The sequence below is a fragment of the Ruegeria sp. ABD4_443 genome (genome assembly GCF_056160865.1).
This window is the reverse complement of sequence record NZ_JBSWYA010000001.1, coordinates 384261-396515: the sequence shown is the minus strand read 5'-3', so window position 1 is coordinate 396515 and position 12255 is coordinate 384261. Positions and strand designations below refer to the sequence as shown.

General features: G+C 63.6%; 12 protein-coding genes. 6 read left to right on the top strand and 6 right to left on the bottom strand.

Features of this window, described 5'->3' with window-relative positions; genetic code table 11:
* Nucleotides 1-24 precede the first annotated feature (24 nt).
* The 3 genes from speB (ACXAG8_RS01980) (at nt 25) to ACXAG8_RS01970 (ending at nt 2501) form a co-directional block, all read left to right on the top strand.
* Entirely contained in the window at nt 25-987 is a 963-nt protein-coding gene (speB, locus tag ACXAG8_RS01980; RefSeq protein ID WP_475221709.1) for an agmatinase, read from the top strand.
* Nucleotides 988-1082: 95 nt separating this feature from the next.
* Nucleotides 1083-2030, top strand: a complete 948-nt coding sequence (gene speB / locus ACXAG8_RS01975; RefSeq protein WP_475221708.1) for an agmatinase — start codon at nt 1083-1085, stop codon at nt 2028-2030.
* A 66-nt stretch (nt 2031-2096) separates the two neighbouring features.
* Nucleotides 2097-2501 carry a DUF1499 domain-containing protein gene (locus ACXAG8_RS01970; RefSeq protein WP_475221706.1) on the top strand — a complete coding sequence of 135 codons (405 nt, stop codon included), beginning with the start codon at nt 2097-2099 and terminating at the stop codon, nt 2499-2501.
* Here the strand turns inward: ACXAG8_RS01970 and ACXAG8_RS01965 are convergent.
* Nucleotides 2427-2729 (bottom strand): hypothetical protein, encoded by a 303-nt coding sequence (locus ACXAG8_RS01965; protein WP_475221704.1) that lies wholly within the window; start codon nt 2727-2729, stop codon nt 2427-2429. The two genes, ACXAG8_RS01970 and ACXAG8_RS01965, sit on opposite strands and share 75 nt — an antisense overlap.
* 62 nt (nt 2730-2791) lie before the next feature.
* On the opposite strand from ACXAG8_RS01965, the gene prfA reads away from it, so the two are divergent.
* From prfA to ACXAG8_RS01950, 3 genes are all read left to right on the top strand, one after another.
* Nucleotides 2792-3847, top strand: coding sequence for a peptide chain release factor 1 (gene prfA, locus ACXAG8_RS01960; protein ID WP_475222400.1), 1056 nt, complete (start codon nt 2792-2794; stop codon nt 3845-3847).
* Entirely contained in the window at nt 3844-4689 is an 846-nt protein-coding gene (prmC, locus tag ACXAG8_RS01955) for a peptide chain release factor N(5)-glutamine methyltransferase (protein ID WP_475221703.1), read from the top strand. Before prfA ends, prmC begins: the two co-directional genes overlap by 4 nt.
* Nucleotides 4690-4928: 239 nt before the next feature.
* Entirely contained in the window at nt 4929-5516 is a 588-nt protein-coding gene (locus tag ACXAG8_RS01950) for a DUF4167 domain-containing protein (RefSeq protein ID WP_475221702.1), read from the top strand.
* Between the two features lie 99 nt (nt 5517-5615).
* Here ACXAG8_RS01950 and rsmA read toward each other — a convergent pair whose 3' ends face one another.
* The 5 genes from rsmA to lptG form a co-directional block, all read right to left on the bottom strand.
* On the bottom strand, nt 5616-6461 hold the full coding sequence (gene rsmA, locus ACXAG8_RS01945; protein WP_475221700.1) for a 16S rRNA (adenine(1518)-N(6)/adenine(1519)-N(6))-dimethyltransferase RsmA: 846 nt from the start codon (nt 6459-6461) through the stop codon (nt 5616-5618).
* Between the two features lie 85 nt (nt 6462-6546).
* The gene (gene pdxA / locus ACXAG8_RS01940; RefSeq protein WP_475221699.1) at nt 6547-7512 is read right to left on the bottom strand and encodes a 4-hydroxythreonine-4-phosphate dehydrogenase PdxA; all 966 of its coding nucleotides are present in this window, start codon (nt 7510-7512) and stop codon (nt 6547-6549) included.
* Entirely contained in the window at nt 7509-8762 is a 1254-nt protein-coding gene (locus ACXAG8_RS01935; RefSeq protein ID WP_475221697.1) for a peptidylprolyl isomerase, read from the bottom strand. The genes pdxA and ACXAG8_RS01935 overlap by 4 nt, the downstream gene beginning before the upstream one ends.
* Nucleotides 8753-10930, bottom strand: a complete 2178-nt coding sequence (locus tag ACXAG8_RS01930; protein WP_475221695.1) for an LPS-assembly protein LptD — start codon at nt 10928-10930, stop codon at nt 8753-8755. Before ACXAG8_RS01930 ends, ACXAG8_RS01935 begins: the two co-directional genes overlap by 10 nt.
* On the bottom strand, nt 10930-12030 hold the full coding sequence (gene lptG / locus ACXAG8_RS01925) for an LPS export ABC transporter permease LptG (RefSeq protein ID WP_475221693.1): 1101 nt from the start codon (nt 12028-12030) through the stop codon (nt 10930-10932). The genes ACXAG8_RS01930 and lptG overlap by 1 nt, the downstream gene beginning before the upstream one ends.
* Between the last annotated feature and the right edge of the window lie 225 nt (nt 12031-12255).

Sequence of the window (12255 nt, the reverse complement as noted above, 5' to 3'; positions counted from 1 at the left end):
ATCACAAGGACCAAGACACAAGACATGGCACTGGAAGATGCAAAGAACCAGGTGGACGAGGCGTTCACCAATCCCGACCTCAAGGGGCTGTCTTACGAGAACACCTTTGGCGGGGCGACCTCGTTCCTGCGGCGGCTTTATACCAAGGACCTGAAGGGCGTTGATATTGCCGTGACCGGCGTGCCGTTTGACCAGGCGGTGACCAACCGCCCCGGCACCCGTCTTGGTCCGCGTGCCATCCGCGAGGCCAGCGCCCTGCAATCGCCCGACGCGCCCTATGGCTGGCCGTTTGATGCGCTCAGCGAGCTGGCCATCATCGACTATGGCGACATGGCCTATGATTATGCGAATATCCCCGCTTTCCCCGACACGCTGACCGATCATATCCGCACGATCCTGAAGGCCGACGTGGCCTCGGTCACGTTGGGGGGCGACCACTATATCAGTTTTCCGATCCTGAAAGCCTATGCCGAGAAATACGGGCCGATGTCGCTGTTGCAATTCGATGCGCATACCGACACCTGGGCCGATGACGACATGAGCCGGGTGGACCACGGAACGATGTTCTACAAGGCGGTGAAATCGGGGATTGTTGACCCCAAACGCTCGGTCCAGGTGGGTATTCGCACGCATAACGAGGATACGTTGGGCGTCAATATCATCGACGCACGCGAGGTCTATGAATCCGGCCCGGCTGTCGTTGCGCAAAAGATCAAGGGCATATTGGGTGATCGCCCGGTTTACCTGAGCTTCGACATTGACGGGCTGGACCCGGCCTTTGCCCCCGGCACCGGCACGCCGGTCTGGGGCGGGCTAAGCTCGATCCAGGCGCAGATCATCCTGCGCGACATTGCCGGGATCAATATCAAGGGCGGGGATGTGGTCGAGGTCTCGCCACCCTTTGACACGTCGGGGGCAACGGCCATTGCGGGGGCCCATGTCGCAACCCAGATCATCTGCCTGTTGGGCTGGAACCAGCTGAAATAGACAAAACCGCCCGCGAATGTCGCGGCTTTAACCTTTGGTTAGCCATGTTTTTGCAGGGTACGCGCAGGGAATTATGACGGGATGGGGTTCAGCACATGACCGAATTCAACCAGCCGATCGGCGGCAATGACCTGGCGCGGTTTTCCGGGCCGAACACGTTCATGCGCTTGCCGCAGGCGTCCTCGCTGGACGGGCTGGATGTGGCGGTGCTGGGTATCCCGATGGATATCGGCACCTCGTGGCGATCGGGCACACGGTTCGGGCCCAAGCAGATCCGTGCCGAAAGCGCGATGATCCGGCCCTATAACATGGCAACGCTTGCGGCCCCGTTTGACAGCTTGCAGGTTGCCGATATCGGGGACCTGGCGATCAACACGTTTTCCCTGTCGGACAGCCTGTCGATCATCAAGGACAGCTATGACGGTATCCTGGCCCAGGGCGTGACGCCGCTGGCGATGGGGGGGGACCATTCCATCACCTTGCCGATTCTGCGGGCGATGGCCGGAAAACACGGCCCGGTGGCGCTGGTTCACGTCGATGCCCACGCGGACGTCAATGACGAGATGTTCGGCGAGCGCGAGACCCACGGCACCGTGTTTCGCCGCGCCTACGAAGAAGGGCTGATCGTCGCCGACAAGACCTTTCAGGTCGGCATTCGCGGGTCCGGCTATGCGGCCAGCGATTTTACCGAGGCACAGGGCTGGGGCTTTACCCAATTTCCCGCCTGGGACCTGTGGCAGCAGAACCTGACCGAGATCGGATCGCGCATTCGCAAGACGATCGGGGATCATCCTGTCTATGTCACCTATGACATCGACAGTCTTGACCCGGCCTATGCGCCGGGTACGGGCACGCCTGAGATTGGCGGGTTGACCACGCCGCAGGCGCTGCAACTGATCCACGCGCTGCAGGGGATGAACGTTGTGGGATGCGACCTGGTCGAGGTGTCGCCCCCTTATGACCCTTCGGGAAACACGGCCCTGACGGCGGCAAACCTGCTGTTTGAATTGCTGTGCATCCTGCCGGGTGTAACGTCCCGGTAGTCGGGTGCGGGGCGCGCGGTTTTCAGGCTTTGGCCGGCTGTCCGTGGCATCCGAAGCGGGTGGGGCATGAAGCTGTTTGCCGTGGTGTGCCTGGTCGGCCTGCCGGTTCTGGCCGGGGTCTATGTGCGCGTGGCGCCCTCGGACCCGGCCCGATGGCATGTCAGCCCGCAAGGCGCGCACCGGGACATGGCGACAGGGGTGGTGCGGGTGGTTGAAACCGGGCCCGGCGGGCTTGCGCGGCTGGACCGGATCGCGCGCGGCGCGCCCCGCACGCATGTTCTGGCCGGGTCGGTGGATGAGGGGATGATCACCTATGTCACGCGCAGCAGGGTATTTGGGTTTCCGGACTATACGACCGCCCAGCAGGTCGGCGGCAGCCTGCACATCCATGGCCGGTTACGATTTGGCCGCGCCGATTTCGGTGTCAACCGCGCCCGCGTCGATGGCTGGCTGAGCCGGTTGCAACCCTGACGACAGGCACCCGTCCTGTACCTCGCGCCACATCGGTACGTTCAGCGACATCTGGCACTGCGCCATGAACATGCGCCCGTCGACCTGCAGGCAGATCATCTGACCCAGTTCCACGCGGGTCCCGGATTTGTCGGTGCAATAGCAGTCCTGCAGCTTGCCCCCCGGTCCGATCACATCGGCCAGGCCGGGTGCGGCGCAGACTGTCAGGACTAGGATCAAACGTTTCATACCCCAAGACTAGCACAAGCCGGGGCCTTGACCAAAGCCCCCGGATGAGAGACACCGCCCGGATGATCCCCGAAGAACGACTTGAACAGATCACCCAGCGTTTCCAGTATCTCGAAGCTGCCATGGCCGATGGCGCCTCGGGCGGGGATATCGCCGCGCTGGCCAAGGAATATTCCGACCTCAAACCGGTGGTCGACCAGATCACCGAGTGGCGGCACCTGGTGGCCGATCTGGCCGAGGCCCAGGCGATGTTGTCCGACCCGGACATGAAGGAACTGGCCGAAGAAGAGATCCCCGCGCTCAGATCCCGCATCCCCGAGGCCGAACACGCGCTGCAACTTGCGCTGTTGCCCAAGGACGCCGCCGATGCGCGCCCTGCGATGCTGGAAATTCGCCCCGGCACCGGCGGGGATGAGGCCGCGCTGTTCGCGGGCGACCTGCTGCGCATGTACCAGCGCTATGCGGAAGGTCGGGGCTGGCAGTTTGAAATCATCGAGGAACAGGCCTCGGATCTGGGCGGCATCAAAGAGGTCGTGGCCCATATCAAGGGCGACAACGTCTTTGCGCGGATGAAATACGAATCCGGCGTTCACCGGGTGCAGCGTGTGCCCGAAACCGAAAGCGGCGGGCGCATCCATACCTCGGCGGCGACAGTGGCGGTTCTGCCCGAGGCCGAGGATGTCGACATCCAGATCGACGCGGGCGATATCCGCATCGACACAATGCGGTCATCTGGGGCAGGGGGGCAGCACGTCAACACCACCGACTCGGCCGTGCGGATCACGCATTTGCCGACCGGCCTTGTCGTGACCAGTTCCGAGAAATCCCAGCACCGCAACCGCGAGATCGCGATGCAGGTGCTGAAGACGCGGCTGTATGACCTTGAACGTCAACGCATCGACAGTGAACGCTCGGCGGATCGTGCCAGCCAGGTCGGCTCGGGCGACCGGTCCGAACGCATCCGGACGTATAATTTCCCGCAAGGGCGCATGACCGATCACCGCATCAACCTGACGCTTTATAAGCTGGATCAGGTCATGCAGGGCGACTTGGATGAGGTCATCGACGCCCTGACCGCCGATGACCAGGCGCGCCTGCTAGCCGAGATGGCGCAATGAATGGCGCGCTGACCGCCGCACAGGCCATGGCGGCCGCGACGGCGCGGTTGCGGGCTGCGGGTGTTGCCGATCCGGCGCGGGATGCGCGGCTGCTGCTGGCCCATGCGGCGCGGATCGAAGCCAGCCGCGTTACGCTGATCGCCCCCGAGGACCTGCCGCCTGAAATTGCCGAACGCTATGATCATCTGATCGCGCTGCGGGCCATCCGTGTGCCCGTGTCGCACCTGCTGGGCGAGCGCGAGTTCTATGGGCGCAGGTTTCGCGTCAGCGGCGATGTCCTTGACCCGCGCCCCGAAACCGAGGCGCTGATCGAAGCGGCGTTAAGCGAGCCGTTTGATCATGTTCTGGACCTTGGCGTCGGGTCCGGCTGCATCCTGATCACCTTGCTGGCCGAGCGGCGCAGCGCCTCGGGGCTGGGCGTTGACCTGAGCGAGGCGGCCTGCTTGCAGGCCAGCGCAAATGCCGTTCTGCACAAGGTTCAGGACCGTGCGGAAATCGTGCAGTCGAACTGGTTCGGCAATGTGGACGGGCATTTCGACCTGATCGTGTCAAACCCGCCCTACATCGCGCGCGACGAGATGGACGCCCTTAGCCCCGAGGTCCGCGAACACGAGCCACGCATGGCGCTGACCGATGAAGGCGACGGGCTGGATGCCTATCGCCGCATCGCGGCATCCGCACCGGACCACCTGGCGCCGGGCGGGCGCATCCTGGTCGAGATCGGCCCGACCCAGGCCCGTGATGTATGTGCGCTTTTCGATGCGACCGGTCTGGTCAGGACGACGGTTATTCCCGATCTGGATGGCCGCGACAGGGTCGTTGGCGCCAAATTGCCGCGATAAGGTCGGGGCTGAGGCCAAAAAGCGCCGCTTGATGTAAAAAAGCTGCGAAAATATGGATAAACCTCTTGTCTGCGCGGTCAGGACATGTTTACTCAGACTTAGTCGGCGAGGTTGACGCTGTTCCAGCGCGCCCCTGACGCCAAGCCCAAAAAAGTCGATGACGCGTAACGGCACAAGCTTCTGAGCGGCGCAAGGTACGGGTTGATCGACAGCGAATGACAAGGCTGACGTAAAGTAAGATGAGATCATCCAAATCCCGCTCGCGGGCCAAGAACAACCGCAATCGTCCTTCCGGCGGCAACGTCGTAAACCGGGTCTTTGACAGTTCAGGACCCGAAGGCAAGGTGCGCGGAACGCCGCAGCAGATCATTGACAAGTACAACCAACTGGCGCGGGACGCGCAGTTGGCCAATGACCGTGTGGCCGCCGAGAACTTTCAGCAGCATGCCGAACATTACCTGCGCCTTCTGAGCGAAGCGCAGCGCGAGATGGAGGCCAAGCGCGAAGAGCAGGAACGCCAGAACCGCGAGCGCCAGGCGGAACGGGACCGCGAGCGTGCCGAACGGCAGGAACGCGAGGCGGCCCGCCAGTCTGACCCCGCCGAGGCGCCACAGCCTGACGTGCTGGATTTCGGCAACGAAGCGGCCGCGCCCGGATCGGGTCTGGTCGAAACCCCTGAAAGCAAGGGCGGCGAAGGCGGCACCGAATCCGCCGAGCCCCGCAAGGAAAAGGCGCCACGTCGCCCCCGGTCGCGCAAGCCCAAACCGGCGGCAGAACCGGCCAAGTCGCCCTCGGGTGATGGCGATGCGCCCGAAGCGGCGGAATAACGCGGCCTTCACAGTCGAATTGAATTCAACCCCGGTGCGCCTGCATCGGGGTTTTTTTTCATGTGGGTTTTTCATGGGTTTTGCGCGCGGATCGCCCGGTCAGGGCGCCGGCTTGATCTGGCGGGAGAGGGCGCAGAATGCCTCGAGCGGGATCTGCTCGGCCCGGTCGGTCGGCTTGATCCCGGCGGCGAGCAGCCGGTCCTCGATGTCGGGCGCGATACCTTTGAGCGAGGCCCGAAGCATTTTTCGACGCTGGTTGAAGGCCGTCGCAACGACGCGGGACAGGGTGGCGGCGTCTGCGGGAAAGCGGGGCTTTGGCAGGGCGATCAGGTGCACCACCGCGCTGGAGACCTTGGGCGGCGGCGTAAAGGCACCGGGCGGCAAGGACATGGCGATGCGGGCATCCGATCTCCATTGTGCAAGAATGGCCAGCCGCCCATAGGCTTTGCTGCCGGGGCGCGCGACGATACGTTCGGCAACTTCGCGCTGGAACATCAGCGTCAGGCTTTGCCAGAAAGGCGGCCAGTCGGGGGGTGTCAGCCAACGCACCAGCAACTCGGTCCCCACGTTGTAGGGCAGGTTGGCGGCGATGCGGATCGGGGGCGTCAGATGCGTCAACGGGTCGATTTCCAGCGCGTCACCGTTGATCACCTCAAGCCGACCGGGATAGGCGGCGGCGATGTCATTCAGGGCGGCGATACAGCGATTGTCTTTTTCGACGGCCACAACCCGGCGCGCGCCTTCCGACAGCAATCCGCGGGTCAGGCCGCCGGGTCCAGGGCCGATTTCAAGAACATCGCATTGGGTCAGATCCCCGGCCTGGCGTGCAATCTTGGCGGTCAGGTTGAGGTCCAGCAGAAAGTTCTGGCCCAGGGATTTGCGCGCCGAGAGCTGATGTGTCGCTATGACCTCGCGCAGCGGCGGAAGGGTGTCGATTGCGCTCATGTCGCGGTTCCGATTGCATGGGGGCGCAGAGAATGCGTTGCGGACATTTTGCCTCCGGCGGGGATATTTTCAGCCAGGTGAAGCATCAGGACGCGTGGGCCATGCGGTGCGCCAGTTTGAGGGCCTCGATCAGGCTGGTGGCCGAGGCCTGCCCCTGTCCGGCAATGTCCAGTGCTGTGCCGTGATCGGGCGAGGTGCGGATGAAAGGCAGGCCCAGTGTCACGTTCACGCCGCGGTCGAAATCCAGTGTCTTGATCGGGATAAGGGCCTGATCGTGGTACATGGCGATGGCCGCGTCATAGCGGGCGCGGGCCTGGGGGTGGAACATCGTATCTGCCGGGTGCGGGCCTGTCACGCTGTGATCGGCGGGGTCCAGCGAAGACAGGAAGGGGGCGATCCAGTCCAGTTCCTCGGTGCCCATCTTGCCGCCTTCGCCCGCATGCGGGTTGAGACCGGCAACGGCCAGGCGCGGGTGGTCGATGCCGAACCGGGTCCGCAGCCCCTGGGCGGTGATTTCGATCGTTTCGCGCAGCAGATCGGGTGTCAGTGCGGCGGGGACCTGCGACAGGGCGATGTGGATCGTGGCGGGGACGACGCGCAGCTGATCGCTGGCCAGCATCATCACCACGCGCTCGCATCCGGCAAGTGCTGCCAGAAACTCGGTATGGCCGGGAAAGGAAAACCCGGCCCCGTCAATCAGCGCCTTTTTGTGGATCGGGCCGGTGCACAGCGCCGAGGCGGTCCCGGAGCGGACCAGCGAAACGCCCCGTTCGATGGCGTCGATCACCGACGGGGCATTGGCCGGGTCAGGCTGGCCGGGCCGGTTTGGGGCCGGAAAGGGCAGGTGCAGCACCGGCAGCGCATCGGCGCAGACGGTCTGCGCCTGCGCCGGATCGTCGATGGCGGCGGTCGGGACATCGTCGGGAAGGTGGGTTACGTCGCCGATATAGAAAAACGGGCAGGTGTCGCGCAGGCTCTGCCACGCCCGGCCTGCGATTTCCGGTCCGATTCCGGCCGGTTCACCGCAGCTGAGCGCGATGGGGGCTGTCATGGCTCGATGATTGTCGCATCGGCCCGCAGCTGTTCCAGCAGGCTTTCCGAGAAGGCCTGAAGTCTTTGCTGGGTCAACGCGTTGGCCACGTCCACGCGGGTGGTTTCCTCGCCCAGGTCGCGTGTCCGTTTGCACAGCATCAGGAACATCAGGGTCTGACCGTTGTTCCGGGTCAGCGCGGTCGAGACTTCGCCGGAATCGAGCTTGGCCAGTTCTACCGCCACGTCCTGCGGAATTTCGGATGGTTTGGCGGAGATACGGTCAAGCACCTCGGGGGGCTGGCCCTTGGCAACGCCATAGAGGTCTTCGCAGCCATCGACATTTTCGCGCAGCTCTGCGGCGGCTTTCAGGGTCTCGGGGCTGCGCCCGCCTGCCATGTAATAGACCGCATAGTCGATTTCCGAATAGCGCGGCGTGCCGGTCGACACTTCGCGCAGCCCGCGCATCTGGAACAGGGCGACCGCGTTGGGCAGGGACAGCGGCTTGGTGACCTCGCCGTTCTTGAGGCCCAGGATGACCGGTTGCAGAGCGGGCGGAAGGTTGGCGATTGGCAACCAGTCCAGGCGGCCGCCATTTTCGCGGGTGGCGGCGGCCGAATATTGCGTCGCCGCCGAGGAAAACGCGTCAACGGTTTGCAATTGCGCGATTTCGTCGGCCAGCGCTTCGGCCTGGGCCAGGGTTTGGGGTGTCACCGGGATGATGACCTCGGACAGCAGAACCTGCAGCCCGCCGCCACCGGCCTGTCCCATGGCCCGGTCGATTTCTTCGTCTGTCGGGCGGGCCTGCGATATGAACCGCGCGCTGATATAGTCGCGCCAGGACATCTGGTTTGCCACGAAGTCGCGCACTGTTTCCTTGTCGACACCGGCATCGCCCAGAAGCTTGATGAATTCTTCGGGGGACAAACGCCCGCGGGCGGCAAATTCGTCGATCCCGACCTGAATATCCTCGGGTGCGGTTTCAATGCCGGCTTTCTTCATCTCTTGCTTGCGCAGGCGGTCGTCGATCAGGGCCTGGCGCACTTCGGCCTCGGAACTGCCGGGAATTCCCAGCAGGTCAAGGAATTGCTGGCGCTGTTGCAGTTCGTACCAGGTCACAACGTCCTGATTGACGCGCACGGCGGGCGAAAACAGGCTTTGCCCATTGGCCAGGGGCGGGACGAGCGCCACCAGCAGGGCGGTTGCGGCCGAAAGGACCGTGCGGCGTTGCGGGGGGCGAATAAACCTGGAAAAAACTGATATCAGCTGCATGCTCTTTTGTACTTTTTGCCACCGCCTTCGACGGCGTATCCTGTCAGTGCAACGGTAAAGCCGAATTCTGTCGAAGGCTCAATACTTGATGTTGAGGTATAGCGCCGTCTGATGGACATGTTCACCTGCACACACTCGTTCTCATAGGTCACCCCCAGCCCCAGCCGGATCGGTTCGGATTCGCTCAGATCATACCGCGCGACGGCCTGGGTCAGCCAGTTCTGGTCGATCCGGTAGCGTCCGGTCAACCAGATCTCGGAAATTTCGTCACCCGCGTTTTCGGCCGGATCTGCCTCTTGCCAGATATAGCTGCCGGTCAGCCGGGTGTCACCCTGGGTCCAGGCGCCGCGAAATTCGGCCTTGGTAAAGCTCAGATCACCATCCAGCAGACCGCGTGCGGCCAGCGACAGGCCCTTGTCGGTTTTCAGCTGGCCTGCCAGCAGAAGGTCCGAGGATGTGCCCTGCAGGCCCGATGTCAGGGTGAAGTCGGGATCGGCATCGGCGCGAAACACCTGTCCGATCGTGGCCAGCGCCTGCCAGCCGCCGGGCGCGTAGCGCGCCCAGTTCAGGCCCATCACCGCTGTGGCGCCATCCTCGCGGCGGTCTTCGGCGGGGAAGCGCGACAGCGACAGCAGGTTGCCCTGGTCGAATTCCTGAAAGGTGCTTTCGTCATTGGGCACATCCGTGTCGGACACATGGGTCCATCCGACCTGCGCGATCGGCTCCAGGAACTGGGTGGCCCCGCCTTGTTCGCGGCGCAGCATCGGATAACGCAACGTCATGGCGGCGCGCGGCGTGGACCGGGTGACCTGGTTGGGATAGGCGGTGTCATCGCGGATGTCGAACGTGTCGATCGAGGCGCCAATCTGCGCATCCGCGCGCAGGCCCGATGCAAAGGTCCAGCTGCGCAGCCATTGGGCGTCGAAAGTGGCGCGCGCCACGTCGCGGCCGATGCTGTCCTCGTTGCTGGTGCGCGTGTGGGTGTGGCCCACGAGGCCCAGCCGCACCTCGCCGCCCAGCGCGCCGGGAAAGAACCGCTTTTGATAGTTGATGTCGAATACGCGCGACGGGATTTCATCCTGGTCTTCGCTGTCGCGCAATGTCTTGTAGTGGATAAAGCTGGTCTTGAAGGCCGTGTCGCGCTTGATCCGCTGCAGGGCGATTTCGCTGCGCAGCCGGTCAAGATCGGGCAGGCCGTAATCGGCCAGATAGGCATCATCCGAGGCGGCCTGAACGTCGAAGGTCAGTTTGAAATCGTTGCGCAGGTCAAACCAGCCCTCGGCAAACAGGTAACCCCGGTCCTGATCCGCCTGCACGTCATCGCGGGTAAAGGCGCCTTCGAACTGGATGCGGCCATTTCTGAACGCCTGCCGATAGCGATACCCAAGGGTCGTTGTCTTGGACGACAGATAGGGGGTCAGCGTCAGGTCCTTGTGATCGCCCAGCTTGAAGAAATACGGAACCTGGACACCTGTTCCCAGCTGCGACGTCGTGCGGATGGAAGGCACCAGGAAACCGGTCGCGCGTTCCAGCGTCGGGTCGGGCAGACGCAGGGCCGGGAAATAAAAGACCGGGAAATCGAGGATGCGGAACTGGGCGCCTTCGAAATACAATTGCCGTTCCAGCTGGTCATGGGTGACCTTGCGCGCCCGGATCTGCCAGAGCGGCGGCTTGCCGTTGGCGCAGACATGGCACGAGGTCGCCGAGACCTTGCTGAACTGCGTATACCGCCCGGTCGAGCGGGTGGCCTGAACCGAGGCGATCTGGACCTGCTGATCGAAGACCAGCCGCGCGCCGCTGAGCAGGCCGTTCTGAAATCCACCGTCCAGTTGCGCAGAATCGGCCAGCACGGTCGACCGGCCGCCCTGGTCGATGCGGATCGGGCCGTCCAGTGTCAGCTCTCCGGTTTCGCGGTCATAGGTGATGCGCCGGGCCGACAGTTTGACGTCGCCCTGGAAGGCTTCGACATTGCCCTCGGCGATCAGCTTTCGGTCCGGGGTGATAAAGATCTTGTCCGCCACCAGAAGGGCGGGCTGATCCTGCTGCTCGGCCGATCCTTCGGCCGGTTGCTGGTTCGGGCCGGGCTGCGGCCCGGTCTGGGATGCGGCCGAAACCGGCAGGCACAGAACAAGCGCGGTCGAGACAAGGACGGGAACCAGGGACCGCATCAGCCATCCTCCGCATGCAGCAGCAGGCCAAGCGCAAGCAAGATCGCCGCAAAGGGCGGGGCCCAGGCCGCGACATAGATCGGCAGCTGTCCGTTCTCACCAAGGATCTGTGCAAAGTTGCGCACGAAATAGATGACGAAACCCAAAAGAACCGCGGTCAGAACCGCGATGCCGGTACCGCCGAACCGGACGTGGCGCATGGTGAAGGCCGCGCCGATCAGGACCATCGAGACCAGGAAGAAGGGGCGTGCCAGCTGCACCTGAAGCCAGACCTCGTATTGCTTGGTCGAGAAACCGGCTTCGCGCAGGTCCCGTATCAGCTGGGGCAGGTCATAGACGGACACCGAATCCTGCTGTCCCAGCGTATCCAGTATCCGTTCGCGCGTCAGCGTTGTCGGCAGTTTCAGGACTTCGTGCTCGACCGCGCTGGCCTCGGGCGGGGTATCCTGCTCCAGCGGCCAGACCTTGGCGTTGTAAAGCGCCCAGTTTCCATTTTCCAACTGCGCCCGCTCGGCCTGGATCTGTTCGGTCGGCATGCCTTGGGGCGAAAAGGTGATGATGGTAACGTCGCGCAGCCCGAAATCGTCCTCGGTGCTGGTGCCGCTGGCGTGGATAACGGCCTGACCGGTTGGCGAGCCCTGGCGCAGCCACAGCCCCTCGCGGCTGATCGACAGGGTCGAGTTGCCGTTGTTGCGATAGCCGTCGGCGAGGCGCTGGAACTCTTCCGAGGTGGCCGCCGAAATCGGGTTGAGCAGCGCAACCGCAAGCGCCCCGATGACAAGAGCCAGCAAAACCGGCGCGACCAGCGCCCGGATGCCGGACCGGCCAATCGCCCGGGTCACCACCAGCTCAGAGCTGCGGGCCAGCCCGATGAACAGCGCGATGGTGGCAAGGATCATCAGCAGCGGCAGCATCTCGCTGATGGCGGCCGGTGTGTTCAGCAGCGTCAGCTGCAACAGCTGGCCAAAGGACAGGTCCACGTCTTCGAACCGACGCACCTGCTCGATCAGGTCGATCAGGATCATCAGCGTCAGAAAGATGCCGCCGATCACGACAAAGCTCTGCAGGAACCTGCGGGCGAAATACCGGTCAAGGATCACCGCGCCAACCCCGGCTTGTCGCCTTGGGGCGGGGTCAGGTCAGAATCGCTCTGGCTTTTTGTGATGCGCGACGGCTTATGCCTGCCGTGTGGTGCCAAGTCTTCTCCCCCGAGCCTGCCGGTTATTTTCGCGCGACCTTAATGCAATTGCGTGGCGGGGAAAACTGCTATCTGGTCAAGATCGGCAGGCCGCGTTAGGTCTTGGGAAAGCGCAATTCAGGAGCAA